Origin of the sequence: Sphingobacterium ginsenosidimutans (assembly GCF_039536865.1) — a bacterium.
In the GTDB taxonomy this organism is placed as follows: Bacteria; Bacteroidota; Bacteroidia; order Sphingobacteriales; family Sphingobacteriaceae; genus Sphingobacterium; species Sphingobacterium detergens.
This window is the reverse complement of sequence record NZ_BAAAZK010000002.1, coordinates 1,990,615-2,016,624: the sequence shown is the minus strand read 5'-3', so window position 1 is coordinate 2,016,624 and position 26,010 is coordinate 1,990,615. Positions and strand designations below refer to the sequence as shown.

General features: G+C 39.8%; 25 protein-coding genes and 1 tRNA gene. 23 read left to right on the top strand and 3 right to left on the bottom strand.

From position 1 onward, the window contains the following. Nucleotides 1–13: 13 nt before the first annotated feature. Nucleotides 14–1,771, top strand: coding sequence for a DUF885 domain-containing protein (locus tag ABFX33_RS08320; protein ID WP_346085439.1), 1,758 nt, complete (start codon nucleotides 14–16; stop codon nucleotides 1,769–1,771). A gap of 98 nt (nucleotides 1,772–1,869) precedes the next feature. On the opposite strand, the gene ABFX33_RS08315 is transcribed toward ABFX33_RS08320, so the two are convergent. After that, nucleotides 1,870–2,838, bottom strand: a complete 969-nt coding sequence (locus ABFX33_RS08315; RefSeq protein ID WP_259183416.1) for a GlxA family transcriptional regulator — start codon at nucleotides 2,836–2,838, stop codon at nucleotides 1,870–1,872. A 137-nt stretch (nucleotides 2,839–2,975) separates the two neighbouring features. Here ABFX33_RS08315 and ABFX33_RS08310 point away from each other — a divergent pair, with 137 nt between their 5' ends. The 10 genes from ABFX33_RS08310 to ABFX33_RS08265 all read left to right on the top strand — a co-directional run bounded on the left by ABFX33_RS08310 (nucleotide 2,976) and on the right by ABFX33_RS08265 (nucleotide 12,261). After that, a complete protein-coding gene (locus ABFX33_RS08310; protein ID WP_120259135.1) occupies nucleotides 2,976–3,398 on the top strand; it encodes an SRPBCC family protein in 423 nt (140 codons plus the stop codon). Nucleotides 3,399–3,419: 21 nt separating this feature from the next. Further along, a complete protein-coding gene (locus ABFX33_RS08305; RefSeq protein WP_257087827.1) occupies nucleotides 3,420–3,839 on the top strand; it encodes a DoxX family protein in 420 nt (139 codons plus the stop codon). A gap of 107 nt (nucleotides 3,840–3,946) precedes the next feature. Continuing rightward, a complete protein-coding gene (locus tag ABFX33_RS08300) occupies nucleotides 3,947–4,396 on the top strand; it encodes an SRPBCC family protein (protein WP_120259133.1) in 450 nt (149 codons plus the stop codon). Nucleotides 4,397–4,418: 22 nt separating this feature from the next. Further along, nucleotides 4,419–4,805 carry a VOC family protein gene (locus ABFX33_RS08295; protein ID WP_120259132.1) on the top strand — a complete coding sequence of 129 codons (387 nt, stop codon included), beginning with the start codon at nucleotides 4,419–4,421 and terminating at the stop codon, nucleotides 4,803–4,805. A gap of 70 nt (nucleotides 4,806–4,875) precedes the next feature. Then, nucleotides 4,876–5,844 (top strand): dimethylarginine dimethylaminohydrolase family protein, encoded by a 969-nt coding sequence (locus ABFX33_RS08290; protein WP_346085437.1) that lies wholly within the window; start codon nucleotides 4,876–4,878, stop codon nucleotides 5,842–5,844. Between the two features lie 133 nt (nucleotides 5,845–5,977). Beyond that, nucleotides 5,978–6,493 (top strand): GNAT family N-acetyltransferase, encoded by a 516-nt coding sequence (locus ABFX33_RS08285; RefSeq protein ID WP_346085436.1) that lies wholly within the window; start codon nucleotides 5,978–5,980, stop codon nucleotides 6,491–6,493. Between the two features lie 191 nt (nucleotides 6,494–6,684). Continuing rightward, a complete protein-coding gene (locus ABFX33_RS08280) occupies nucleotides 6,685–7,569 on the top strand; it encodes an ABC transporter ATP-binding protein (protein WP_120259130.1) in 885 nt (294 codons plus the stop codon). Further along, nucleotides 7,562–11,206 carry a M1 family aminopeptidase gene (locus ABFX33_RS08275; RefSeq protein ID WP_346085434.1) on the top strand — a complete coding sequence of 1,215 codons (3,645 nt, stop codon included), beginning with the start codon at nucleotides 7,562–7,564 and terminating at the stop codon, nucleotides 11,204–11,206. The genes ABFX33_RS08280 and ABFX33_RS08275 overlap by 8 nt, the downstream gene beginning before the upstream one ends. A gap of 156 nt (nucleotides 11,207–11,362) precedes the next feature. Further along, nucleotides 11,363–11,815, top strand: coding sequence for a nuclear transport factor 2 family protein (locus ABFX33_RS08270; RefSeq protein ID WP_257087842.1), 453 nt, complete (start codon nucleotides 11,363–11,365; stop codon nucleotides 11,813–11,815). Between the two features lie 113 nt (nucleotides 11,816–11,928). Then, a complete protein-coding gene (locus ABFX33_RS08265) occupies nucleotides 11,929–12,261 on the top strand; it encodes a hypothetical protein (protein WP_346085431.1) in 333 nt (110 codons plus the stop codon). A gap of 151 nt (nucleotides 12,262–12,412) precedes the next feature. On the opposite strand, the gene ABFX33_RS08260 is transcribed toward ABFX33_RS08265, so the two are convergent. After that, a tRNA-Ile gene (locus ABFX33_RS08260) sits at nucleotides 12,413–12,486 on the bottom strand. Nucleotides 12,487–12,575: 89 nt separating this feature from the next. Between ABFX33_RS08260 and ABFX33_RS08255 the strand changes: the two genes are divergently transcribed. The 8 genes from ABFX33_RS08255 (at nucleotide 12,576) to ABFX33_RS08220 (ending at nucleotide 20,409) form a co-directional block, all read left to right on the top strand. Continuing rightward, nucleotides 12,576–13,208 carry an HAD family hydrolase gene (locus ABFX33_RS08255; protein ID WP_346085430.1) on the top strand — a complete coding sequence of 211 codons (633 nt, stop codon included), beginning with the start codon at nucleotides 12,576–12,578 and terminating at the stop codon, nucleotides 13,206–13,208. A 90-nt stretch (nucleotides 13,209–13,298) separates the two neighbouring features. Next, nucleotides 13,299–13,493 carry a 30S ribosomal protein S21 gene (gene rpsU / locus ABFX33_RS08250; protein WP_046672133.1) on the top strand — a complete coding sequence of 65 codons (195 nt, stop codon included), beginning with the start codon at nucleotides 13,299–13,301 and terminating at the stop codon, nucleotides 13,491–13,493. Between the two features lie 103 nt (nucleotides 13,494–13,596). Beyond that, on the top strand, nucleotides 13,597–14,478 hold the full coding sequence (locus ABFX33_RS08245) for a tyrosine-type recombinase/integrase (protein ID WP_346085428.1): 882 nt from the start codon (nucleotides 13,597–13,599) through the stop codon (nucleotides 14,476–14,478). Nucleotides 14,479–14,492: 14 nt separating this feature from the next. Further along, entirely contained in the window at nucleotides 14,493–14,852 is a 360-nt protein-coding gene (gene hpf / locus ABFX33_RS08240; RefSeq protein WP_120259123.1) for a ribosome hibernation-promoting factor, HPF/YfiA family, read from the top strand. Between the two features lie 314 nt (nucleotides 14,853–15,166). Beyond that, a complete protein-coding gene (locus tag ABFX33_RS08235; protein WP_257087846.1) occupies nucleotides 15,167–15,541 on the top strand; it encodes a DUF6686 family protein in 375 nt (124 codons plus the stop codon). Between the two features lie 386 nt (nucleotides 15,542–15,927). Beyond that, a complete protein-coding gene (locus tag ABFX33_RS08230; protein WP_108637070.1) occupies nucleotides 15,928–16,455 on the top strand; it encodes a ferritin in 528 nt (175 codons plus the stop codon). Between the two features lie 135 nt (nucleotides 16,456–16,590). Further along, nucleotides 16,591–19,356 carry an outer membrane beta-barrel protein gene (locus tag ABFX33_RS08225; protein WP_346085426.1) on the top strand — a complete coding sequence of 922 codons (2,766 nt, stop codon included), beginning with the start codon at nucleotides 16,591–16,593 and terminating at the stop codon, nucleotides 19,354–19,356. An 84-nt stretch (nucleotides 19,357–19,440) separates the two neighbouring features. Further along, nucleotides 19,441–20,409, top strand: coding sequence for an NAD(P)H-quinone oxidoreductase (locus tag ABFX33_RS08220; RefSeq protein ID WP_346085424.1), 969 nt, complete (start codon nucleotides 19,441–19,443; stop codon nucleotides 20,407–20,409). Here the strand turns inward: ABFX33_RS08220 and ABFX33_RS08215 are convergent. Beyond that, entirely contained in the window at nucleotides 20,398–21,261 is an 864-nt protein-coding gene (locus ABFX33_RS08215; protein WP_346085423.1) for an AraC family transcriptional regulator, read from the bottom strand. The genes ABFX33_RS08220 and ABFX33_RS08215 overlap by 12 nt on opposite strands. 143 nt (nucleotides 21,262–21,404) lie before the next feature. Between ABFX33_RS08215 and fucP the strand changes: the two genes are divergently transcribed. Genes fucP through ABFX33_RS08195 form a run of 4 tightly spaced genes read left to right on the top strand, consistent with a single transcriptional unit; the run spans nucleotide 21,405 to nucleotide 26,009 of the window. Continuing rightward, a complete protein-coding gene (fucP, locus tag ABFX33_RS08210; RefSeq protein WP_346085421.1) occupies nucleotides 21,405–22,670 on the top strand; it encodes an L-fucose:H+ symporter permease in 1,266 nt (421 codons plus the stop codon). 9 nt (nucleotides 22,671–22,679) lie between these two features. Further along, nucleotides 22,680–23,012, top strand: coding sequence for an L-rhamnose mutarotase (locus tag ABFX33_RS08205; protein WP_257087854.1), 333 nt, complete (start codon nucleotides 22,680–22,682; stop codon nucleotides 23,010–23,012). A gap of 3 nt (nucleotides 23,013–23,015) precedes the next feature. After that, nucleotides 23,016–24,674 (top strand): UxaA family hydrolase, encoded by a 1,659-nt coding sequence (locus tag ABFX33_RS08200; protein WP_346085419.1) that lies wholly within the window; start codon nucleotides 23,016–23,018, stop codon nucleotides 24,672–24,674. 21 nt (nucleotides 24,675–24,695) lie between these two features. Beyond that, a complete protein-coding gene (locus tag ABFX33_RS08195; protein ID WP_120259114.1) occupies nucleotides 24,696–26,009 on the top strand; it encodes an alpha-L-fucosidase in 1,314 nt (437 codons plus the stop codon). The last annotated feature ends 1 nt before the right edge of the window (nucleotide 26,010 follow it).

Genomic DNA, 26,010 nt, shown 5'->3' with positions numbered 1-26,010 from the left:
TCAAATTACTCCAATGAAACTGATAACATATACATTCACTGTCCTGGGTTTGGGAATCTTGGCATCCTGCGGGTCGGGGTCCAATACAAAAAAAGCCCTTGCGGATACGACTTCGAATGCAAATTTTAAAGCTTATGAAGATCGATTCATCGAGCAGCTCTGGAAAGAAAATCCAGAATGGGCCACACAGGTAGGCTTTCACCGTTACGATTCGTTGTTGACGATCCCCGATGCCAAAAGCAGGGCATTACGTTTGGAATTTTCTAAGCAACATTTAGATCAATTGAAAAGTTTTGATCTGAACGAGCTGAATCTCTCACAACAGACGGATTACCACCTGATCCAGAACTACCTGGAATCTAATGTATGGTCAATCGAAAAAGAGCGTTCTTACGAATGGAATCCTTCATCTTACAATGTAAGTGGAACTATCGCCTTTATGTTGGCTGAGAATTATGCCCCATTGCATGATCGTCTTCACGCTATTGAACAACGGATGGCACATATTCCAGCGTATTATGAGGCTGCGAAAGGACAGATTAAGAATCCAGCGTTGGTATTAACAGATCTGGCCATACAGCAGAATTTGGGTGGATTATCTGTGTTTGAAACGGATCTGCGTGATTCCTTGAAAAAATCTAGTCTTCCAGCGACTGAAAAAGCGGCTATTCAAGCGAAAGCCGATCAGGCCGTAAAGGCGATCAATGGATTTGTAACGTTTTTAAAAACGAACCCGAATCCATCGCCACGAAGCTTTAGATTGGGGCAGGAGCTATACGATCAAAAGTTCAAGTTTGATATCCAGTCGGGGTCTACTGCTGCACAGATCTATGATGCGGCAATGGCACGCAAGAGCTATTTACATGCTGAAATGTATAAAATCAGTAAGGAACTGTGGCCAAAGTATTTTGGAAAGGCGGTACAACCCACAGATAGTTTGGTGCTTATTCGCAAGATGATTGATACCTTGTCTGTCAATCACGTCAAAGCAGATGAATTTCAATCGGCCATTGAAGCGCAGATACCAAAATTGGTGGAATTTGTGAAAAAGAAAGATCTCCTGTACATTGATGATAGCAAACCTTTGGTCGTACGGAAAGAACCTGCGTATATGGCCGGTGTTGCTGGAGCGTCTATCAGTGCTCCGGGTCCCTATGATAAAGGTGGGAATACATATTACAATGTTGGAAGTCTTGCTGGATGGACCAAAGAAGCTTCAGAAAGCTATCTACGGGAATATAATCACTATATTTTGCAGATTTTGAATATTCACGAGGCTATTCCGGGGCATTATACGCAGTTGGTCTATGCCAACCAGTCGCCTAGCTTAATCAAGAGTGTTTTGGGGAATGGAGCCATGATCGAAGGCTGGGCTGTATATACCGAGCAGATGATGTTAGAAAATGGCTATGGCGATAACGCACCTGAAATGTGGTTGATGTGGTATAAATGGCATCTACGTACTGTATGTAACGCTATTTTGGACTATAGTGTGCATGTGAAGAATATGAGTGAAAAGGATGCCATGCATTTATTGGTTGACGAAGCGTTTCAACAGCAGGCAGAGGCCGCCGGGAAATGGAAAAGGGTATCTGTTAGTAGCGTACAGCTAACATCTTATTTTACGGGATATAAAGAAATCTATGATTTAAGAGAAGCTGTGAAAAAGGAGGAGGGTGCTCAATTTAAGCTAAAAGCCTTCAATGAGAAATTTCTGAGCTTTGGTAATTCGCCCGTAAAATATATCCGGGAAATGATGCTGAAAAAATAGGTATAAGAAACCGTATTGGAAAGCCACCTGATATCGGGTGGCTTTCTGATTTTATTGTTATGCTATTCAGCTACTTTTTGTTAATAAGTCTTTCTCTCTTAAGCGACTTTAGCAAACTTGTTTCGATACTCTATAGGCGTAAGGCCTGTTATTTTTTTGAAAATATCCCGAAATGCTTTTGTATCTGTGTATCCGACATCATACATCACTTGGGAAACGTTCTTCCTTGAAGCTTCAAAAAATTTCTTTGCGGCCTCTATGCGTACACGCTGGATATACTCCACGGGCGTATTATTTGTTGCTTCTTTAAATCTTCGTTCAAAAGTTCGGCGGCCAATATTAACAAAATTGGCTAAATCTTCGACCGTAATTTTTTCCTCATACTTTAGTTCAATATAATCCTGCGCTTTCTGGATATCCAGGTCTTCGTGATTACGTTGGCCGCGGAATATCGCAAATTGGGACTGACTGTCACGGCTGATATCCAGTGCAAAATATTTGGCGATCATAACCGCCGTTTCGCGGTCGGAAAATTTTTCGACAAGATATAGTATCAAATTCCACAGGCTGCTGGCGCCACCACTGCTGTAAATATTATCGTTTTCTGTAATAACGGCCCCATCTTCGACTTCTATTTCAGGGTATTTTTCCTTGAATTCGCTGACATAGGCCCAATGGGTTGAGCATTTTTTACCATTTAATAAACCCGTTTCAGCTAAAAGGAAAGCTCCTACACATAAGCTGGCCAGGCGGGTACCTTTTAAATGGAGTTTTCTGAAATAAGGTATGGCCTCGGCATTATCCCTTATTCCGGTGTCAATATCTCCGAAAGTCGGGGGTATGATTAATAGGTCTGTCCGTTCCACATCTTGCAGCAAACGATTGGTTTTTATGGTATACTCACCGCTGTTGGCCGGTACATATTCACTAAGACCTACATACTCAACATTGAATATCGGTTTCTTTCCAAAAGCCGAAAGAAATTCATTGGCCGTAAGAAAGGTTCTAAATGCCGGCGTAATACCTTCAATAGTACCATATTGGGGAACAAAAACAGAGATTTGCATATCTTTTTGGTTTATAGGATAAAGGTACAAATTGTTTTTGTCGTAATCCACCCCTAAAGTTGTCGTTTTTACAATGTGCCGCCCCTTAAAATCCTTCGCATCTTTGCTATATCATAATCAACAAATAAAAAGAAATCATGGAAAGACAAACAAAAATTAAGGTAGAAGCAGCGGTAAACGCGCCAGTAGAAAAGGTATGGCAACAATGGAATGCGCCAGCAGATATTATGCAATGGAATGCTGCGGATCCAAGCTGGCATTGTCCAAGCAGTCAAAACGACTTGCGTGTGAATGGTACTTTTAAAAATCGGATGGAAGCAAAGGATGGAAGTTTTGGATTCGATTTTGAAGGAACTTATGATAAGGTTGAATTGCATCAAGAAATCGCCTATACCATGTCTGATGGTCGGACAGTAAGCACCGTATTTTCTGAAAGAGATGGAAAGACAATCATGAGTACCACTTTTGATGCGGAGCAGATGAATGATCCTGAATTTCAGAAGCAAGGTTGGCAAGCTATTCTCAATAATTTTGTAAAACACGTTGAATCAACAAATTAATCACCATAAAATACCAACATCATGAAAAAGAATAAAATTATCTTCTGGATAGCGACAATATTTATTGTTATCTGGGAAGGCGTTATGCCACTGGGCACATTACTATTTGCACCACAATATATGAACGCAGGAACCAAACCCTTGGGCTACCCGGATTATTTTGCCTATGCCCTTATTATCTGTAAAGTTTTAGGGGTCATTGCCATTGCCATTCCACAGTTTCCGGCTAAACTAAAAGAATGGGCTTATGCAGGATTGACATTCAGTTTGCTATTTGCCTTTATCAGTCACGCTTGCGTGGATAAAAATATAACATTCATGTTATTGCCACTTATTGTATTGGGTATACTGATGTTATCTTATGTCTATCGGTCAAAGCTAGCAGGTACAAGTCGTACCTCGCAGCAGAATGCATATACTGGCGCATCGGCGATATCGTAATATCTTGGTATGACAGTGTGCCCATCCGAAAGGATAGGTTTATTGAGAATTATTAGAAAGAACAAAAAGGTAGTATTATCTATTTACATTATAAACAATCAATCGAGATGAAAACAAATAGTGTTTCTTTACATCGGGTTATTCAGGCAAGCCCTGAAAAAGTCTTCCGCGCATTCGCGGATCCAGTAGCACAGGCTACTTGGTTACCCCCTTATGGTTTTGTCTGTACTGTACAGCAGATGGATTTTAAAGTAGGTGGTCAATTTAAGATGACATTTATCAATTTTGGTACAGGTAATGGTCATTCCTTTGGTGGAGAGTATTTGGAAATTACAGCCAATGAATTTATCAAGTATGTCGATCGCTTTGATGATCCAAATTTACCCGGAGAAATGACAACGACAGTTTCTTTGCGTGCTGTCAGCTGCGGTACTGAACTTAAAATAGAGCAAACAGGAATTCCTGAAGTTATTCCAGCAGAAATGTGTTATTTGGGATGGCAGGAATCTTTGGAAAAAATGAAAAAACTTGTGGAGCCCGTCATACCAGACGCATAGTTTAATTCAATTTGTTTAGGATATGGAACGGTTAAGAAGCGGGGTTTTTATCACATTTTCGGGAAATTGTAGAAAGGCGCTTACCTTTTACCAGTCATGTTTTGGCGGGAGCCTAGATTTTGACAGGCTGGATAAAAAGATAAATGGGTATGCAGAACTGCCCATTGTAAGTGCCTCTCTTACTTCCCCAAATGTGGTTATCTACGGCTCAGATCTGGTACATGATGATGGACGAAAAATCGGTAATTATCTTTCGGTGTTTTTGCCCTGTGCAAATGTGGTTGATCGTGGTCAGCTTGTCACCAAGCTGACGGCTGGACGACAGGCGGTATTGGGAAATAATGAGACGGACCAGCTGGTAGAAGTAACAGATATTTTTGACGTAAGATGGATATTGGGGATTCAATAGTGTTTTCTAAATCTTATTTTTTTGTTAAGTTAAGGCAAAATCAGTAGTATTATAAAAAAGCTTTATTGTTATGGTATATGTAGAAAATGAGTTCGCTCCTTTACAAAAAGTGATCTTGGCGGTTTCAGAGTTTGGATTTCCAAAAGCAGTTCGAGCGGACGATCTCCGTTTTCTCCCCGATACCAACACAGAAAGTGATGTTACAAATGCAGGAAAAGATTTCGCGGAAGTATATCCTGAGCAACAAAAAGCATGGGATCTTGAACGCTCAAATTTTGCTGCTGTACTGGAAAAATATGGGGTAGAAGTGTTGCGTCCTCGTCTGTTGACAAACTTGGAGAAGGAAGTCGGAGCTGACGATGGTTATGCCAACTTCTTTGTGCGTGATCCATTTTTTACTGTGGGTAATGCTGTCATAGAAGGTTCCTTGCGTTTTCTTCAACGCACAAATGAAATCTTGCCGATTCGGGATATTTTTGAACAACAGGTCTATCCAGATGATTGCCTCTATGTTGCCGCACCCAAACCTGCGATCCATGATCATGGTGATCTTTCGCGCTGGCACGGACCTTTTATCGAGGGTGGTGATGTATTGGTCCTTGGCAAACAGGTATTTGTCGGTAACTCTGGGCTTGCATCCAATAGCCTGGGTATCCGATGGCTGTCAAAATTACTTAAATCTTATGGTTATCAGGTCGAGGAAATAAGATTGCATCCGGATATTTTACATTTGGATTGTGCTCTCGGACTTATTCGTGAAGGACTAATGGTTGTTTGTGAGGATGCATTTCTTGACGGCATACCGGAACATTTAAAACAATGGGATAAGATTAACGTTACCCTAAGCGAGGCGGGACAGTTGGCAACCAATGGTCTACCGATCAACCCCAATGTTTACGTCACTGACCCTGTATTTAAACCTATTGGCGATAAGCTTTCGCTTTACGGGATACATGTCGAATATGTTGACTTCCAGATCAGCAGAAGTTTTGGTGGCTCATTCCGCTGTAGTACGCAACCCCTATTGCGACGATTTTAAACTCATGATATTCTTTCGGACAGCGTTACTGAGACCGTAAGATGTGTCTGATCTGTACCCATTACAACGATGAGAGGGAGTGTAACTTTGTATGTGCTTTAGGCACAGTTTTATTATCAATAGCTTAGTCATCATGATGGAATTACAGATACAAAATAGCACACTTCACGATATTGACTCGATCTTTAAGTTTTATAGGATTGCAACTGATTTTCAAAAGGCAAAATCCATGGTTTATTGGCCTGAGTTTGATCGGAAGCTTATCGAACAGGAGCTGAAGGAGAATAGGCAATGGAAAATGATTGCAGATCAGGATATCGCCTGTGTCTGGGCGACAACATTCGACGACCCTGACATTTGGGAGGAGAGAAATGACGATCCGGCAGTTTACATCCATCGCATCGCAACGAATCCCAATTTTAGAGGTAAGAATCTTGTTAACACTATTGTGAATTGGTCGATTGAATATGCAATTGCAAATAATAAGAAGTTTGTCCGATTGGATACAGTAGGTGAGAATAAAGGACTGATTGACCACTACACGAAATGTGGGTTTGATTTTTTGGGATTAAAGAAGCTTCGTAATACAGCAGGCTTACCGGCGCATTATGACAATGCTACCGTAAGTTTGTTTGAGATAAAACTTTGAGAGCTTTAATCAGGCCAATTTGTTTCCACCGTTTTTCGAGATGTGGAAGCCTTGTAATCAATAACTGTTTTTAGTTGATATTGCGCTGAAAAATAGATAGATCTACGGACTTTCTTGTGAACTTTTGTTATATTGTTGTAACAAATTGTCGTTTTAGCATACTAACAAATTATTAACAGTTAAACTTATTTATGAACTTATCAATAGAAAGCCTCAGTAAAACCTATCCGAATGGTGTAAAAGCCCTTGATGAAGTGAATTTGGAAATTAAACCGGGGATGTTTGGTCTTCTCGGACCAAATGGAGCGGGAAAGTCATCTTTGATGCGTACTATTGCGACACTACAAAAGCCAGATAGCGGTCGTATTACTTTTGGTGATATTGATGTGCTTGGTAGGCAGATGGAACTGCGAAAGGTTTTAGGTTACCTACCACAGGAATTCGGTGTTTATCCGAACCTTTCAGCAACAGATTTGTTGCAGTACTTTGCGAAGCTCAAAGGCATTAAAACAAGTGCCGACAGACAGGCGATCATCAAGCGTGTGCTCGAGGTTACCAATCTTTGGGATGTTCGTAATAAGAGTGTCAGTGGCTATTCAGGTGGGATGAAACAGCGATTTGGAATAGCCCAATTATTATTGAATGATCCAAAACTGATTATTGTTGATGAGCCCACCGCTGGACTGGATCCAGCTGAAAGACATCGTTTTTTGAATGTCTTACGGGAGATCGGTACCGATCATACCGTTATTTTCTCTACACATATTGTGGATGATGTACGTGAATTATGCCATGAACTTGCGATCCTCAATGGCGGTAAGATACTATTGCGGGGGACGCCAAAGGAAACGATAGAACAATTAGAAGGCAAGATCTGGGTGCGTATTATTAGTCGCGATCAATTGGATGAATATACCCAGAAATATAATGTCATTTCCACCAACTACAATCAGGATAATACGCTCAATATCCGGGTTTATAGCGATGTGCAACCAGATGAATCTTTTGTCAATGCGCAAGGGCAACTGGAAGATGTTTATTTTGTAGCATTAAAAAATGACCAGCGCCATGTTTAGTCCGATTTTTAAATTTGAGTTTACCCGTTGGTTTAAGAATGCTGCCGTCTATATTTATATGGCTCTATTCTTTGCACTATCGTTGTTCATCATGCTCTCTTCCTTGGGCATATTTGACGGGGTCACAGCGACTACTTCATCCAATACGATCAGAAATTCCCCTTGGGCTATTAACGGGATGATTAATGGGATGTCCTCATTGATCTATTTCTTGATACCCTCCATTGTGGGGGCTTGTGTGTACCGGGATTATCAATATAATGTACATACCATCCTGTTTAGTTACCCATTTACCAAAACAGACTATTTACTGGGTAAGTTTTTTGGATCAGTTGCTGTTGTACTTATAATCGTACTGGCATCCACGCTAGGTATTATTGTCGCACAGTTTGTCCCTGGTATCAATTCAAGCTTATTGGGGCCGGTACATGTTTTAGCTTACTTTCAAACCTATCTGATTCAGGTTATTCCTAATCTGGTTATCCTAAGTGCCATTATTTTCGTATTGGTAACCTTCACCCGCAATGTGTATGTCGGTTTTGTCGCCGTTTTGGTGCTTATCATTTTACAGGTGCTTATTCAAAACCTGACTGACAATGCCGATAATCGTTACTTAGGGGCATTGATAGACCCTTTTGGCGATAGTGCCATTTCTTACTATACGCAATATTGGTCTCCCGAAGAAAAGAATACAAGCAATCTTCCTTTTCTTGGTGCAATAATTTATAATCGACTGATTTGGCTAGCTGTAGCGGCTTTATTTATTGGTGGATTTTACCTGTTGTTTTCTTTCTCGCAGGACTCCATCTCGATCAAGACAGGGAAAAAAGGAAAACGCTTGACAAAAAATAACTTTGACAGCGTTTTTCGTATCAACCTCCCGAAAGTGGGTTACGATTTTTCAATAACCCATTACTTGAAAACAACCTGGACAATGGCACGGTATGATTATCGCTATATTGTTAAGAATCCAGTCTTTTTGATTTTGACTTTGGTTGGTGTACTTTTTATCATCTTGATGGCTAGTACAATCGGTACAATATTCGGTACCTCGACTTATCCTGTTACCTGGAAAATGCTGATGATACCAGGTACGACTTTTAAGTTCTTTTTGTTGATCTTGACTTTCCTCTTCAGCGGTTTATTGGTCCATCGCGGTAGCATTACACGAATGGGCGGATTATTGGATGCGACACCCGTTCCGAACTGGACACTCATGGGCTCCAAAATAATCGCGATCATCATGATGCAATTGACCCTGCTCGCGGTGGTAATGCTCACCTGTATGGCATTTCAGGTTTACCATCATTATTATAATTTCGAAATCGGGCAGTACGTGATACACTTGATGGTATATGGTATGTTGGGAAATATCGTATGGCTATTTGTAGCCATCTTTGTACATACGCTCTTCAAGAACTATCTGGCTGGTTTTTTTATCCTGTTAACTTTATTTATTGGATTGCCATTTTTGTCTTTTGTAGGGGTAGAGCAGGCGATTTATCAATTTAACAAGGGGCCTGATCTCGATTATTCGGATATGGACGGTTTTGGCTATATCTTGCCTTTTTTAACCTATCGGGTGTATTGGCTGTTGTTCGCTGTGTTTTTTCTGACCCTAGCCCTTTTGTTATGGCGTAGGGGTGGATTCTCTGGTATAAGAGAGCGCTGGACTATTTTACGATCGAATGTAAAGGCGAGTACTATGACCGTACTTATCCTGAGTTTTGTTGGTTTTGTTGCTATCGGTAGTGGGATATATTATGAAGATCATATTAAAAACCCTTATTATACCAGCTTGGATCACGAAAAACAATCTGTGGAATGGGAAAAGAAGTATAAAAAATATCAATTTCGGCCACAGCCCCGTGTTGTTGATATTAAGTTTAATATGGATATCTATCCTTCTGGGCGTAGTTTTAAAGCGCAAGCTTCCTATGTGTTAAAGAATAAGACTGCAGTCGCTATAGATTCTATTTTTGTCAATTATAATGATTATGACTATACTTTCTCCTTCAATGTTCCCAATAAGTTGGTCTCTACAGATGATATTTACAATTTCAATATCTACAAGTTAGCCAAGCCAATGGCTCCAGGAGATTCCATCGTCTTAAATTTCAGTACAACTAGCCCTTCCAATACCTGGGTGAACGAGAAGTCTCCTGTCAAAGGTAATGGAACCTTTATCAACAATATGTTGTTTCCAAACATTGGGTATTTGGATCGGGGTGAACTGGTGGATAATGATATCCGCAAGAAATACGGATTACCTCATCGCGATCGTATGGCTCCACCCACTGATTCAATGGCACTGCGGAATAATTATATCTCAAATGATGCGGATTGGGTCCGGTTTGAGGCGACTGTGAGCACGGATCCGGACCAGCTGGCCATAGCTCCGGGGTACCTGACCAAGCAATGGGAGAAAGATGGACGGAAATATTATCAGTATAAAATGGATTCGTCGATATTGAATTTCTTTGCGTTTAACTCTGCTCGCTATGAAATTAAAAAAGACAAATGGAATGGGGTCAACTTAGAGATATATTACCACAAAGGACATACCTACAACCTCGATCGGATGATGGCTTCGAGCAAGGCCTCTTTAGCGTATTATACTGCGGAATATAGTCCTTATCAGCATCGGCAGTTGCGTATTGTTGAATTTCCCCGGACAGCCGGAACGTTTGCGCAGTCTTTTGCCAACACCATTCCTTTTTCCGAGGCAATAGGCTTTATAGCAGATGTGAATGAGAAGAAAGATGATGCGGTGGATTATCCCTATGCTGTCACAGCACACGAGATAGCCCACCAGTGGTGGGCCCATCAGGTGGTTGGTGCCAACGCGCAGGGAGCAACGTTGATGTCTGAAAGTATGTCTGAATATTCGTCTTTGAAAGTCCTCGAAAAAAGGTATGGAAAGGGACAGATGCGTAAGTTTCTCAAAGACGCGCTGGATGGCTATTTAAAAGGTAGGGGGTCGGAGACATTGGGTGAAAGACCATTGATGTACAACGAAAATCAGATGTATATCCATTATCAGAAAGGGTCGTTGGTATTGTACGCACTGAGTGATTATCTAGGTGAAACTGTTTTCAACCAGACAGCAAAAGCGTATCTGAAAAGTACAGCCTTCCAAAATCCGCCTTACACAACATCATTGGAGTTTGTGGATTCCTTTCGCAGAGCCACACCTGATTCGTTGCGTTATCTGATCAAAGATATGTTTGAAACGATTACTTTGTATAACAATAAGGTGGAGAGTGTAAGTTCTAAAAAGCTGAAAAATGGAAAATACCAAGTTGATATTCAATTTGAAGTGGCCAAATATCGCGTGGATGCCAATGGCAAAAAGAGCTATAATGATCAAGGGAGCAAACCACTCGTGTTTAAGAAATCTGATCGGGTGACATTAGAATCTTTGCCCCTTAGGGATTATATTGAGGTTGGGATTTTTTCAAAATCAACGGATAAGAAAAACGGAAAGCCACAGGAGCTTTATCTGAGAAAACATCGTATTGATCAAATTAATAATAAGTTGACATTGATTGTTGATCAGGAGCCCATTCAGGTCGGTATCGATCCGTATAACAAACTGATTGACATCGACTCGGATGATAATAGAAAAGATATTTAATGTGGCGAGGGCGATGAAATCAGTCTACGGAGCATTCAATAGTTAAAAAACAGGTTTTATCCAGCGAATAATAAATAGGGGTCTACGGATTTTAACTGCCATCATCAGCCAATGATTTATTGTGTTATTTAGTGAAACGAGTAAATTAATTTTGAAATGAGAATAAAATATTCTTTTACCCTGGTCATGCTCTTAGCATGTACCTGTAGTTTATTGGCGCAGACAAAACAGGATAGTGTAGCGATCAAGCAAGCTGCCCTTGATTATATTGAATCGCAACATCAGGTAAAACCTGAACAAATGGAGCGAGCTTTGCATCCGCGGATGGTGAAACGAACTTTTTGGAAGGATAAGGCTACCGGTAAAGACTATTTGCGCGAGACAACTAGTGAATCCATGATTCTACTGGCAGAGAGTTACAATAAAAATGGAGATAAATTTCCCGCTAATCCAAAGAAAGAGGTGAAATTTCTCGATGTTTCGGCACGTACCGCCTCTGTTAAGCTAATTGCGGATGAATGGATTGATTATATCCATGTTGTGAAATTGAATGGCGCCTGGAAAATTGCAAACGTCCTGTGGCAGTATAATGATGTCAATCAACATTAAGATCTAATGAAATGCCACACCTATGACCGGATCTTTGCTAACAAAATTCTTGAGGTACTGAGACTGTCATTTGCTTTGTATAGCCTGATGAAAATCAGATTTCAGAGAATTAAATGGGAAAAATCGTAAAAACGGTTGGAATTAAGCGGGGAATATTTATGAGCGGAGGCAGTCGTTTTGGGACAAAAATCAGCTTATTTCTGGTACTTGGAATAGGCTGGATGGTTTTTGTCCTTTATCACTCAGCAGAATTATTGCTTTCCGGTAGCGAGAAGAGCAAACTGACGGCTTTATATGGACTTTGGCTTTTAGTCCCTGTGATGTTGATTATCGTTGTTGATAGGTTTGCTGTCAGGAAATTTGGTATTATAAAAGTAAACAAAATAGAATTTTTTATTTTGGTCGCTGCGATTATTGTTGGGCTGTTTGATCTGTATTTTCGATAGTATATTTTCCAGAAAATGATAAGGACATACGTTCGTTTGTCTTTGATGGCCAACGGGGCTATCCCAAAGCGAATAAATTGAAGTAGCCGTTTTAGTGGGTATTAAAACAAAAAAGTCGCTTTCTTATTCAGAAAAGCGACTTTTTGTTTTGTGCTCCCACCTGGGCTCGAACCAGGGACCAAAAGATTATGAGTCTTCTACTCTAACCGACTGAGCTATAGGAGCAGGTCGTTTGTTTTGTCAATTTTGGCATTGGTTGTGCTGTTTTGACGATGCAATTATCGATATTTGTATCGGTATTTCAAAATAATTCGATGGAAAAAATTAAAAATATTGTTCTTGATTATGGGAATGTAATCTTCATGATCGACTTTGTAAAGTTGAAAGTTGCTTTTACTCAGTTAGGTATAGAAAATGTTGACGAAGTTTTTGGGCATCATGGTCAAAGTGCACTTTTTGACGATTTTGATAAGGGAAAAATTGATGCTAGGCAATTTCGGGATGGAATCCGGGAGGTTACTAAAAATCCAGCATTGACCGATACAGAAATTGATGCAGCTTGGAACAGTCTGTTGATTGGAGTCCCTAAAGGGTATCACGAACTATTGTTGCAATTGAAAGATAAGTACCGTACTTTTTTGTTGAGTAATAATAATGCGATTCACTATGCCTATTGTATGAATGATATTCAAGAAAAATATGGTGTGGCCGATAATGCCGGATTTTTTGAAAAAACTTACTATTCGCATTTAGTCGGCATGCGCAAACCCGACGCCGAGATTTTCGAATTGCTGATGGCGGAGCAGCAGTTGAATCCCGCAGAAACATTGTTCGTTGACGATAGCCCGCAGCATTTGGCTGCAGCACAGCAGTTGGGTTGGCATACAGCACTGTGTACCAAGGAAAAACCATTGCAATCGATTCTAACAGAATTTGGACTGCTATAAAAAATATTTTTCTTTTCATATTCTATGGAAATATTGTACCTTTGTCCCACTTTAAATTTTAAAAGCGACGAAAGGAGGTATATACAACGCATGATTATCGTAAATGTAAAAGAAGGAGAATCTTTAGATAGAGCATTGAAACGTTTCAAGAAGAAATTCGAGAAAACAGGAGTTTTAAGAGAGTTGCGTTCACGTCAAGCTTATGAAAAGAGATCTGTAACTCGTCGCATTCAAGTGAAAAAAGCGATTTACAAACAATCTTTGAATCAAGATGTGGCTAACTAATTGATTCGCTGAGAATTTAAAAATATAAAGGGAAAAGCATTGCTTCTCCCTTTTTTTTGTGCTTTTAAGTTTGTAATTTAAGGATAGTATAGTGAGGGAAATTATGTTGGAAAAGGAATTTATCCGGTATTTACAGATTGAAAAAAGATATTCAGAACATACCGTTATTGCTTATCGGCATGAACTGGAAATGTTTCAATCCTTTTTGAATGTGGAGGGTTTGGTGTTATCGGATGTTGTCTATCGGGATCTGCGTCATTACTTCGCTCAGATGATGGAGTCAGGTAAAAATGCCAGTTCTGTCAATCGAAGTATGTCTGCGCTGCGCACCTATTTTAAATTTCTTCAACGTGAAGAATGCCTTGATAAAAATCCGATGACCCTTATTAAGGCGTTAAAAACTGCGAAGAAGCTACCCGTTGTTGTGGAGAAGGAAAAGTTAGTTCAGCTGTTGGATCATCTGGAACAAGAGAAGGATGATTTTGAATCATGCCGGAATTATTTGGTAATGGAATTGCTTTTTGGGACAGGGATTCGCTTGGCTGAATTGTTGAAAATAAAGGAGCAGGATATCGATTTTTTTAATAAAAATATTCTTATATTAGGTAAAAGGAGCAAAGAACGCCTTGTTCCGATAAATGATCTTTTAGTAAAAGAATTGAAAAACTATTTGCAACAAAAAGCGTCGCAATTTGTTGATACTAATAACAGCTTATTGATTGTTACAAAAGAAGGGAAACCAGCCTATGCCAAGCTGATCTATGATATTGTGCATCGGTATCTGACACTGATTTCTACTCAAGGTAAACGAAGCCCTCATATTTTGAGGCATACGTTCGCAACGGCCCTATTAGATAATGGGGCGGATTTAAATGCAATTAAGGAACTGTTGGGACATGCAGGGCTTGCTGCAACGCAGGTTTACACGCATAACTCAGCAGAACGATTGAAGTCTATTTATAAACAAGCTCATCCAAAAGCTTAAAAAAAGGAGGAAAAATGAACATTACTGTGCAATCCATTCGATTTAATGCAGATCAAAAGTTAATCGAATTCATTAAAAAGAAAACAGGAAAATTAGAGCAGTTTTTGGATTCAATCATCGGTGGTGAATGCTACCTGCGATTGGAGAATGTCGATGACGAGGCAAATAAGATTTCAGAAATCAAACTGAACATCCCAGGGAGCCAACTTTTCGCAAAAGGGCAGGCGAAGAGTTTTGAGGAGGCAACGGATATCGCCGTAGAGTCCTTACGTAGGCAGATTAATAAACATAAAACAAAGACAAAAAATACAGTCGTTACTAATCGCAAAGAAGTACTTTCCGTAGAGGAAGAAGAAGAGGAAGAATACGATTAAAATATAACACATACATTTTAACGGAGGAGGTCAATCTATAATTGACCTCCTTTTTTTTGGAAGGAGTTTGTCGTATTGATTGCTATGGAATTTTATGAATTGGCTAGTCAGTTAATTTATAGATCTCTCTAGCCGGTTCAGGACTATCCCGGGCTTTTCGCGCTGTTTATATTACGATAGAGGAGGACAGTTTCGCGATGGTATTAACAATAAAGTAGTTTATTTATATTAAATCAAAATAATCACTTATTTTACTTGGATTGATTATAAATAATATTTATTTTTGAGCAGTTTAAAAGAGAAGGGTAATAGAAATGTCAGAATTGGTTTGTCCATTAGCACATGTTGAAGAAGTGTTTTCCACTGCAGCTGGTAAGGTTTATCAATGTAGTCGTAAAAATTGCTTCTGGTTGGAGTATAATAATGAGACTACATCTTTTTCGGTGTCGGATTTTTTGAAATTCAAGAAGCGTATGGATTCAATTGATGTGGAGCGGATGATTAATGATACAACACGTTCTTCTGATTTTGAAATTGTTATGCCTTTTCGTACAGAAAGATGTTTTATTCTTGCTGTAGAGGATGTGCTTCAACTTCGTGAATTACTGGATGGAGCTAAATTTATGATGGAATTAAATTCCGTCATCAGAACCTGTCTACAAGTTTCTCCATTTGCTGTCTTAGCATAAAGAAGAATACCTTATATAAAAATATCGGAAAAGCGGTATATGTCCAATCAGGGCATACACCGCTTTTTTCTGTTATGCTAAATACTTATTTAAATTAAAATTAAATAAGTGTTCGCTGTCTCTCTCTTGTGTTTATTGTAATTCGGTATTTATTACACCTAAATACTTTCCTATTCTTTAAATTTATGGGCTATTGAAAGTAGCAATGATCGGTATTTGTAATTGTATTGATTCTAAACAAGTTGTGGTTTATTTGTCTAATTTAGACTGAATTTGTATTGCATATTATTTATACAGATTTTCGAAATCCGATGTATCTTTGTAATGTAATCAGATGATAAGGTATATCACTTGATGTTGTTTTAGAAATTAAACTTAAGGTAAATATGAAAGATTTATTGAAATTGAAATCTTCTTTGAAAGAAGAGATCGAAAATATACTAAATGCACAAATTAAAGTTGAAGCACACTCTTCAGCGTTATATTTGGCAATGTCTTCATGGTGTGATGATCAAGGTTTGGAAAATGCGGCTGAGTTTTTTGCAAAACAGTCCAATGAAGAGCGTGAGCACATGTTGAAACTTTTCAACTACATCAATAATCGTGGTGGTCGTGCAATCTCTCCGGAGATTACAGGTATTCCACAAGATTTCGAATCATTCCGTGGTGTATTTGAGCAGACATTAGAGCAAGAGATGTTTGTAACAGAGCAATTTAATAACATTGCTGACAAATGTGCAAAAGCTAAGGATTACGTGACGTTCAACTTTGTACAATGGTTCTTGGAAGAGCAAGTAGAGGAGGAATTTGTTGCAAGACGTATCCTGGAACTATTTGATGTAATTGGTGAAGATGGTACTGGACGTTGGGAAATTGACAAACACCTTGTTAAGGTAACCTTTGCTGGTGAGTAACAAATCATAAGAATTTTAGTAGTAAAAACGAGTTGTTTTCCTGACAACTCGTTTTTTTTATACAAAATCACAACTTTTTACGTTAATAGCTTAAGAATTTCTTATATTGAATTGTATTATTGCAAAGTCTGTTTGATGAAACTAAGGGGCGGGAATATCATCCGGTTTATACTTTTGTTAACTATTATAAGCTTGTTTTTTCTGCCGAGGAATACGTTTGGTCAGGCGACAAAAAAAGAGGTTTATGGAATTGTTATAGATACTGCTGGCAATCCTCTCAAAGGTGTTAGTGTACATTTGACGAGCTCTCGGGACACACTGTTTTCGTCAACATCAGCAACGGGATATTTTCACTTCGGACGTGTTTTAGGAAACGATATTCGGATAAGCTGTACGCAAATAGGTTTGAGTATTCTCGAACGTAGTTATCCACTTTACAATAGTAGTACGGCCAAACTGGACGTCGGGAAATTGACCATGTTTCCACATGTTTCTTTATTAAAGGAGATTGTTATTCTCAAATATAAGCCTATTGTCTATAAACAAGATACTGTACAATTTAATTTAGACGCTTTTCAATTCGATCGGCGTGCACTTTTAGAGGAGGCGCTTAAAGCCTTACCAAATGTGCAAGTATCCAGAGATGGATCTGTCTACGCCTTCGGAAAACCCATATCTTCGGTAAAAGTTGATGGTAAGCGATTTTTTGGCGGGGATGTCCTGACTGCTACACGAAATCTTCCCGCAGATTTTGTGAAAAGCGTGCAGGTTATTGATTTTTATGGAGACGAAGCGACGGCCAAAGGAATCAAAAGCACCGAATCTGAAAAGATATTGAATATTGTACTTCGAGAGGATAAGAAAAAAATCACTTTTGGACAGGCAACAGTGGGTGGAGGTACCGCCGACCGCTACCTTGGAAGTATTGGTGTAAATAGATTTGATAATGGAAAGGAATATTCTATTGTATCCTCTATCAATAATACAAATACCAATCTCTTTTCTTTTGGTTCGCCAAATGGAGGCGAGCGGGAACGGGAAATGGGGGAGTTGGCCGATTTTGCTGACCCTACAGATGGTGTCAACAAAATAAGTTCCGTCGGAGCTAGTTTTTCCAGCCCACTTTCAAAGACTGTCAATGCCAGCGGAAAATATTCTTTTACACAACGCAACAATTATACTGTCGGAAATTCTCTTTTACAGTCCATCTATGGTTCTGGAAAAGGAGTGAATACCTCGATCAGTAATTATGAGGACTATAGGATAAAGTCTGTTGATCGGACACATAAAATGGATTGGGATTTCGATATGAAACTCTCAGCAAAAGACCAATTGAAGATTTCTCCAAAGCTCTCCTGGACTAATTCGACAAGTCGAACATTAAAGGATCGACGGATCAAGAATAACAGGTTGAGCAGTACAGGTAATTATGAAGCTGCTAATAGTACGGAAAGCCCAGCCGCAGCCCTGGACCTGTTTTATACGAGGAGTTTTGACAAGCCTGGCCGGAAAATATTATATACTTTTCATACAGATTTTAATGCGTTGGATAAGGACGAAGTACTGCGCGATAACAACAAGGGTATAGACAGTACAGTAGCTCCGCCTAAAATAACGGAGACCTTTCTAAATCAAATGATCCGAACGGATAACGAGAGCAAAAATATTCAGAGCCGCCTGTCTCTTGTCGAACCCGTGGATCTGGGAGGTGTGTTAGAGATCAACTATGACCTTGATTACACAAAAATAGATGCTAGCCGTTCAACTTTCGATCATACGAATTCTGAGAAGGAACCTATATTTATCGATTCACTGAGTTCAAAATATAATTATTCTTTTGCGAGTAATAAGGTCGGAATGATTTATCGGCAGGATGTGGGGAAAAACGTCAAATTAAATTTTGGCTTTGCTGTTCAGGCTTCAGAATTGAAAGGCGCCCTAACCGGTCAAGATAATCCAGCCTCCTATCCGAATGTAAATTTTGTACCCTCAGCTGGATTAAAGTGGAAGTTTACCAAAGACGAAGATCTATCCATAGATTACTATGGACGTAATAATCAACCTAACTTCTATCAGATACAACCCGTGGTAGATAATACAAATACACAAAATATTGTTGTTGGAAACGGGGAGTTAAAATCAGAATTTGCAAATACAATTGTTTCGAAGTACCGCAAATCAATGACAGGAAAAGGACAGTATTTTGAAGCAAGTTTTGCTTATAATCTGGTAAATGATAAAATTGTTGCTGATCGAACCATTGAGCCTAACTCTACCATACAAAAAACAACCTATCGGAATACGGATGGGTATTTTGATATTAAAAGCTATTACCTTTTTACAGCCTCTTTATTCTCGGATAATTTGCAGCTGAGTCTCAATGGAAATGGGGATTACTATAACAATATCTCTTTCATTAATGATAAGAAGAGTTTTGGTGGGCATATTTTAATTACTCAGGCCATTCAATTTCGTTATGCTTGGAATGATATTTTTGAGGCCGAATTAAATGGTAACTATTCGTTGAATCGGGCGACTTTTGATTGGCCTTTTCGGGACAATATCACGGCACATTCTGGAATAGTAGGGCTTGGTTCCAAGGCGTATTTAGGAAAGCATTTCACCATGGGGCTGGAGCTATCCCAAAAGTTTAACGCGGGATATTCAAGTTCTTGGAGCAATATTAGTCCTACGATCATCAATGCATATATGGAATATACTTTTGGACGAAATAATCTGGGTATGTTGCGGTTTCAGGGCTTCGATTTAATGAATCAGAATACTGGAATATCCCGTGCTGTTGTCGGAAATGATATCTTGGATGTTCAAAATAATCGCTTAGCCCGTTATTTTATGCTCTCACTGAATATTCGTTTACAAAAATACCCGAAGAAATCCTGATAGGCATCCGGGCGTAACAAGACATTGTTATCCTGACTGGATGTGAGATGAGATATTAGAAACATAATAAATAGTTATTTACAGATGAAAGCAGTTGTGATAAGCAAGCCAGGTGATCCAGAGGTATTAAGGGTTGAGGAACTAGAGCGACCACTGGTTGGAGATATGGAGGTATTGATCGAAGTCAGGGCGGCGGGTGTGAATAGGCCCGATGTTTTCCAGCGAAAGGGAAATTATCCGGCACCTCCAGGTGTTGATCCACGTATCCCAGGGCTCGAAGTGGCAGGTATTATAGTGGAAAAAGGCTCTTTGGTCGATGGTTGGAATATTGGTGACTCAGTATGTGCGCTGGTTGCCGGTGGTGGGTATGCGAGTTATGTTTCTGTTTACCAGGGACATTGTCTCCCTATTCCGGCCAATCTAAGTTTTGAAGAAGCGGCGGCACTCCCTGAGACAGTATTCACCGTGTGGGACAATGTCTTTCGCAGGGGAAAACTACAATCTGGGGAACACTTCCTGGTGCATGGTGGGGCCGGCGGAATCGGTAGTACAGCTATTCAATTAGGGGCGTTATTCGGTGCGGAAGTTTATACAACCGTTAGTTCGGAGGAGAAAGGTCTTTTTTGCCAATCACTAGGTGCATCAAAAGTAATAAACTATAAAACTAAGGACTTCCAGCAGGTATTGGCTGACTTGGGAGTTGATGTGATTTTAGACAGTATAGGTGGTGCCTATTTCGAAAAAAACATCAATCTTTTGAACCCCGATGGCCGCCTGGTCTATATCAACGCCATGCAAGGGGCTAAAGCAGAAATCAACTTGCTCAAATTGATGCAAAAAAGAATTCTACTTACCGGAAGTACCCTAAGAGCAAGAGATCATCAATTTAAAGAAACATTACGTAATGAGATCTGGACTGAGGTATGGCCTAAGCTCATTTCTGGTGATTTCAAACCCAGACTGTTTCGTGTTTTGCCTTATCATGAAGCTGCAAAGGCACATCAATTGATGGAGGATTCGAATTTGTTGGGAAAAATCGTATTACGTTTTTGATTTTTGATAGTTAAGTGGGGTTGTGCCCGTGATATTCTTGAAATATTTATGAAAACTCGAGAAGTTTTGAAACCCAGACTCGAAGCAGATCTGTTTGATCGTTTGTTTATTTTCAAGTAATAAATTACATGCCGTCTTTACACGCATTTCAATTAGAAACTGAAAAAGTGTCTTACCTATCTGCGATTTAAAATAACGGCAAAATGAATTAGGCGTCATTCCTGTCAATGAGGCAAGCTCCTCTAGGCGGATCTGGTCGCGATAATTTTCGCCGATGTAGTGCATGGCCATGCGCATGCGGTCAGCATCCTGATCCTGAGACTGAATCGTAAAGCCTGTGCTGGTTAATAGATCATGCTGCTCCTCTGTGGCAATAGATGTGAGGATTTGCAGTAGGTGGATGATTCTTGTTGTACCAGCGTTGTCTAGTATGGCATCAATATGTGTTATTGTTTCAGCCTTGCTTGCTTTAGAAAGCGCTATCCCCCTTTTCGAAATCCGTATCAAGTCTTTGATGTTTTTGTTCTCAGGGAGATTGGTGAATTCATTCCCCCAGAAATTTTCTTTAAAATGCAGTACACGTATATCTGCCACTTGTGGATTGTCCTCTTTTAGATAGATTTCATCAAACAGCCAATAATGCGGGAGATTAGAACCTACCAGTGTAATATCTCCAGATTCAAAACGACGAACGCTGTCGCCAATAAACTGTGTACCAGATCCCTCTGCAAAATAAATCAATTCAAGTTCTTCATGATAATGCCAAATGTTGTGATATTGTGGTGTATTATCTCGTCTAGCGTTGAATGAATGGGTGAGATTGTTATTTAAATGAAGTAATTGCGCTTTCATAACTATGAAATATATGCATTAAAGTTACATATTCCTGTTTAGATATGGTAATATAGCTTAATAAATTGATAATATACCTGAATATTGTCTAGGTTTTTTAGGCTTATTTTACATAAAATAACTACTTATAACCATTTGAATATATGACTAACAAAAAGAGTTACACATTTGCCTTGATTTTGGTGACCTCCTTGTTCTTCTTTTGGGGATTTATCCATAACCTTGATCCGATCTTGATTCCACATTTGAGGAATGCCTTTAGTTTATCGCATTTCCAGGCTTCCTTGGTCGATTCAGCGGTATTTATTGCCTATTTTGTAATGGCGATCCCTGCGGGAATTATTATGAAACGTTATGGCTATAAGGCCGGTATTTTGATCGGATTGTTATTTTTTGCGCTAGGTTGTTTTTTATTTGTTCCTGCAGCAAATACCATAAGTTATGCTTTCTTTTTGGGAGCCTTGTTTGTGGTCGCATGCGGATTGACTATTTTGGAAACAGCTGCCAACCCTTATGTCGCTATTTTAGGTGATCCTGCAACATCTGCCCAGCGGTTGAATTTTGCACAGTCATTCAATGGTCTTGCAGCTTTCTTGGCTCCGATATTTGGTGGGAAATTTATCTTGTCACACGAGCCGAAATCGCAAGAAGAATTGGCGCAGATGGCTGAACAGGCAAAACTGGCTTACATCCAGTCGGAAACAGCTTCTGTAAAAATGCCTTACCTTGTTTTGGGCGTATTGATCCTGTTGATTGCTGCTTTGTTCTTCTTTACCAAATTGCCCGATATCAAAGATGATGAGGAAGAAGGTAAAGCAGGCTTCTTTCATGCCTTGAGACATAAAAATGTAAGATGGGCGGTCATTGCCCAGTTTTTTTATGTTGGTGCTCAGGTCTGTATCTTAAGCTTTCTAGTGCTATATGCAACAGAAGTAGCAGGGATATCAGGGAAAGATGGTGCGGACTATGCCGGTTTTGCAGGATTAGCATTTATGTTAGGCAGATTTATAGGAACCTTCTTTATGCGTTTTGTTTCCGCATCTAAACTGTTGATCATATATTCATTTGTTACGATTGCATTATCACTGTTCGTTATTTTTGGAACAGGGGTACAAACATTATATGCCTTGATTGGAATCGCATTTTTTATGTCCATCATGTTTCCAACCATCTTTGCCTTTGGAGTACAGGGGATCGGCGCAGATACTAAATCTGCTTCGAGTCTGATTGTCATGTCTATTGTTGGCGGAGCGTTATTACCCCCACTTTTGGGCTTAATATCGGATACAACAGGCCATTTTCAATATGGTTATTTTGTGCCTTTAGTATGTTTTATCGTGGTATTGGCTTTTGCCTTTCAGAATAGGAATGTGAGCATCGCCGAAACAGAAAATCTTAAATCACATTAATAGATAGTAATGAAAAAATATGTCATGGCATTGGATCTTGTCAATGATCCACAATTGATCAAAGAATATGAGGATTACCACCGTGCAGTGTGGCCAGAGATCAAGCGATCGATTTTGGATGCTGGGGTAACGCAAATGGAGATCTATCGTTTTGAGAATAGATTGTTTATGAATATGGAAGTTGGTGAAGATTTTTCATTTGAGCGCAAATCTGCTATGGATGCTGCCAATGAAAAAGTTCAGGAATGGGAGCAGTTGATGTGGAAATATCAGGCCGCTATCCCGGGATCCAAACCAGGTGAAAAGTGGGTAATGATGAATAAAATATTTGAATTAGTATAAGTTATGGCCATACAACGTTATTTACAAATCCATCCAATGGATAATGTCCTGGTTGCATTGCAGGACCTGGCTGAAGGAACAGCAATTGTTTTCGAAGGTAAAGAGTTTACATTGAAGCAAGCCGTTGCGGCCAAACATAAGTTTACGATTCAGCCTATGAAGCAAGATGCCGAAATATTGATGTATGGTGTTTTGGTTGGGAAGCTGAATGGTGATTTAGGTGCGGGTGAGTTGATCACAACAGAAAATCTACGTCATGCATCCGAAGATTTTAGAATGGGTGATCGCAAGACCACTTGGACCAAACCGGATATTGCTGCATTTAAAGATAAAACATTCAACGGATTCCACCGTTCGAACGGTACGGTAGGAACGGCTAACTATTGGTTGGTCATTCCATTGGTATTTTGTGAAAACAGGAATGTACTGACGCTAAAAGCTGCTTTCGAAGAGAAACTAGGCTATAAGGTCAAAGCCAACAATTATATCTCCGAGGTAGAGGACCTGATCGGATTATATAAATCCGGTGCAGATGTAAACCAAATTCTGGGGCAGGATTTATTGGCTAATTCAACATCAAATGAGCAAGAACGTTTGTTTAAAAATGTGGATGGCATTAAGTTTTTGAACCACGAAATGGGCTGTGGTGGTACACGTATGGACTCTGATGCGCTATGCGGTTTGCTGGCAGGATATATTACACATCCCAACGTGGCAGGTGCGACTGTATTGAGTTTAGGCTGCCAACATGCACAGGCTTCCATTTTAAAGGCTGAAATAGAGAAAAGGAATCCAGGTTTTGACCGTCCTTTATACATCTTTGAGCAACAAAAAGAAGGAACTGAAAAAGAATTGATGCAAAAAGCAATCAAAGCAACTTTCGCAGGGATGATGCAGGCGGATAAAAATGAGCGCAAACCAGCCAAGCTAGATAAACTATGTATCGGTTTGGAGTGTGGTGGTTCAGATGGCTTCTCAGGTATTTCGGCCAATCCGGCACTTGGTTTTGTTTCGGATATTCTGGTGACTTTGGGTGGTTCTGTTATTTTAGCTGAATTCCCAGAGCTATGTGGCGTGGAGCAGGAACTTAGTGACCGTTGTGTTGATGAAGCTACTGCGGAGAAATTTATGAGCTTGATGCGTACCTACAATGCGAAAGCGGAAGCGGACGGTTCGGGTTTCTACATGAACCCATCTCCGGGCAATATCCGTGATGGCCTGATCACAGATGCGATCAAATCTGCAGGAGCAGCTAAAAAAGGTGGTACCTCACCAGTCGCTGCGGTGATTGACTATCCAGAACTGGCTAATGGGGCAGGGCTCAACTTACTATGTACACCTGGTAATGACGTGGAGAGTACTACCGCAGAGGTTGCTGCGGGTGCTAATGTTGTCTTATTTACGACCGGTTTGGGTACGCCCACAGGAAATCCGATTACGCCAGTTGTAAAACTATCGACCAATACAAAGACTTTTGAAAAAATGCCTGATATCATAGATCTTAATTGTGGTACCATTATCGAAGGTACAGAGACTATTGAACAGGCTGCGCATCGTATACTTGATTATGTCATTGAAGTTGCTTCAGGTGAGGTCAAGCCTAAAGCAGTCTTGTTGGGACAGGATGATTTTATTCCTTGGCGAAGGGGCGTTTCTTTGTAAATAACCAAAAAATCGAACATAATGAAATTAAAACATGTCATCTGCAGTTTGGCCTTACTCATAGGATCATTTTCTTATGGTTATAGCCAACAACAGTACCAGCCAAGTCCTGAAAATTTAAAAAATAGGGAATGGTTTGAACAATCTCGATTCGGGGTCTTTATCCATTGGGGTGTCTATAGTGTGTTGGGTGATGGTGAGTGGGTCATGAATAATCAGAACATCAGCTTGGATGAGTATGCACTCTTGCCTAAATTTTTTAATCCCATTTCTTTTGATGCAAAAGAATGGGCTAAATTATTTAAACAGGCTGGGGCAAAATATATTACATTCACGACAAGGCACCACGATGGTTTCGCCATGTGGAATAGCCAAACTTCGGATTATAATATCGTGAAAAAATCGCCGTTCAAACGCGATATCGTAAAAGAGTTGGTCGCAGCATGTCATGCAGAAGGAATAAAAGTCATGTTTTATTACTCGCTTTTGGATTGGAACCGCAATGATTACCTACCTGCAGGTAAAACAGGAGGTGGTATCGCTGGGCGTGATTCTACAAAAGGTGATTGGAATCATTATGTCCAATTTATGAAAAGTCAGTTGACTGAGCTTCTTACAAGTTATGGTCAAGTTGATGGAATTTGGTTTGATGGTCATTGGGACAAACCTAAAGAAGATTGGCATTTTAAAGAAATCTATGAGTTGATCCATAAGTTGCAGCCACAATGTTTGGTGGGGAATAATCATCATTTAGCTCCTTTTGAAGGAGAGGACTTTCAGATGTTTGAACGTGATCTACCAGGAGAAAATACCACAGGATTTGGGACAAGTGCACATGATGTGGGTAAATTGCCCAAAGAGGTTTGTGGTACCATTGCTGGATCTTGGGGCTTTGAATTAAAAGATAGGACACGTAAATCGTTTAGAGAAGTATTGACTTACTTGGTTAAAGCTGCGGGACATGGTTCAAACCTGTTACTCAATGTGGGACCGATGCCGAACGGCGAGATTCAGGACTATCAACAAGATCGCTTAAAAGATCTTGGTAAATGGCTAGCTGTTTATGGCGAGACTATCTATGGAACTGAAGCGGGAGGAGTACCACCTACGGATGATTATGCGTTGACTAGAAAAGGAAATCAGGTGTACCTGCATATCCTTAAACCTGAAAAGAAGGAATTGTATATTGCCAAGCTTCCTTATCAGGTGAAGAAAGTAAAGACATTTATCGGCAATAAGGATATTAAATTTAGTAATAAAGATAATAGTTTACGACTGGATTTGCCGGCATCGACTGACGAGGCAGATCTAGTCTTAACACTAACAATTAAATAAC

Bases quoted from the DNA above. Each gene is read 5' to 3' on its own strand.
- ABFX33_RS08320 (WP_346085439.1), top strand. From the start codon at position 14: ATGAAACTGATAACATATACATTCACTGTCCTGGGTTTGGGAATCTTG.
- ABFX33_RS08315 (WP_259183416.1), bottom strand. From the start codon at position 2,838: ATGCAAATCTCTGTTTTTGTTCCCCAATATGGTACTATTGAAGGTATT.
- ABFX33_RS08310 (WP_120259135.1), top strand. From the start codon at position 2,976: ATGGAAAGACAAACAAAAATTAAGGTAGAAGCAGCGGTAAACGCGCCA.
- ABFX33_RS08305 (WP_257087827.1), top strand. From the start codon at position 3,420: ATGAAAAAGAATAAAATTATCTTCTGGATAGCGACAATATTTATTGTT.
- ABFX33_RS08300 (WP_120259133.1), top strand. From the start codon at position 3,947: ATGAAAACAAATAGTGTTTCTTTACATCGGGTTATTCAGGCAAGCCCT.
- ABFX33_RS08295 (WP_120259132.1), top strand. From the start codon at position 4,419: ATGGAACGGTTAAGAAGCGGGGTTTTTATCACATTTTCGGGAAATTGT.
- ABFX33_RS08290 (WP_346085437.1), top strand. From the start codon at position 4,876: ATGGTATATGTAGAAAATGAGTTCGCTCCTTTACAAAAAGTGATCTTG.
- ABFX33_RS08285 (WP_346085436.1), top strand. From the start codon at position 5,978: ATGATGGAATTACAGATACAAAATAGCACACTTCACGATATTGACTCG.
- ABFX33_RS08280 (WP_120259130.1), top strand. From the start codon at position 6,685: ATGAACTTATCAATAGAAAGCCTCAGTAAAACCTATCCGAATGGTGTA.
- ABFX33_RS08275 (WP_346085434.1), top strand. From the start codon at position 7,562: ATGTTTAGTCCGATTTTTAAATTTGAGTTTACCCGTTGGTTTAAGAAT.
- ABFX33_RS08270 (WP_257087842.1), top strand. From the start codon at position 11,363: ATGAGAATAAAATATTCTTTTACCCTGGTCATGCTCTTAGCATGTACC.
- ABFX33_RS08265 (WP_346085431.1), top strand. From the start codon at position 11,929: ATGGGAAAAATCGTAAAAACGGTTGGAATTAAGCGGGGAATATTTATG.
- ABFX33_RS08255 (WP_346085430.1), top strand. From the start codon at position 12,576: ATGGAAAAAATTAAAAATATTGTTCTTGATTATGGGAATGTAATCTTC.
- rpsU (WP_046672133.1), top strand. From the start codon at position 13,299: ATGATTATCGTAAATGTAAAAGAAGGAGAATCTTTAGATAGAGCATTG.
- ABFX33_RS08245 (WP_346085428.1), top strand. From the start codon at position 13,597: ATGTTGGAAAAGGAATTTATCCGGTATTTACAGATTGAAAAAAGATAT.
- hpf (WP_120259123.1), top strand. From the start codon at position 14,493: ATGAACATTACTGTGCAATCCATTCGATTTAATGCAGATCAAAAGTTA.
- ABFX33_RS08235 (WP_257087846.1), top strand. From the start codon at position 15,167: ATGTCAGAATTGGTTTGTCCATTAGCACATGTTGAAGAAGTGTTTTCC.
- ABFX33_RS08230 (WP_108637070.1), top strand. From the start codon at position 15,928: ATGAAAGATTTATTGAAATTGAAATCTTCTTTGAAAGAAGAGATCGAA.
- ABFX33_RS08225 (WP_346085426.1), top strand. From the start codon at position 16,591: ATGAAACTAAGGGGCGGGAATATCATCCGGTTTATACTTTTGTTAACT.
- ABFX33_RS08220 (WP_346085424.1), top strand. From the start codon at position 19,441: ATGAAAGCAGTTGTGATAAGCAAGCCAGGTGATCCAGAGGTATTAAGG.
- ABFX33_RS08215 (WP_346085423.1), bottom strand. From the start codon at position 21,261: ATGAAAGCGCAATTACTTCATTTAAATAACAATCTCACCCATTCATTC.
- fucP (WP_346085421.1), top strand. From the start codon at position 21,405: ATGACTAACAAAAAGAGTTACACATTTGCCTTGATTTTGGTGACCTCC.
- ABFX33_RS08205 (WP_257087854.1), top strand. From the start codon at position 22,680: ATGAAAAAATATGTCATGGCATTGGATCTTGTCAATGATCCACAATTG.
- ABFX33_RS08200 (WP_346085419.1), top strand. From the start codon at position 23,016: ATGGCCATACAACGTTATTTACAAATCCATCCAATGGATAATGTCCTG.
- ABFX33_RS08195 (WP_120259114.1), top strand. From the start codon at position 24,696: ATGAAATTAAAACATGTCATCTGCAGTTTGGCCTTACTCATAGGATCA.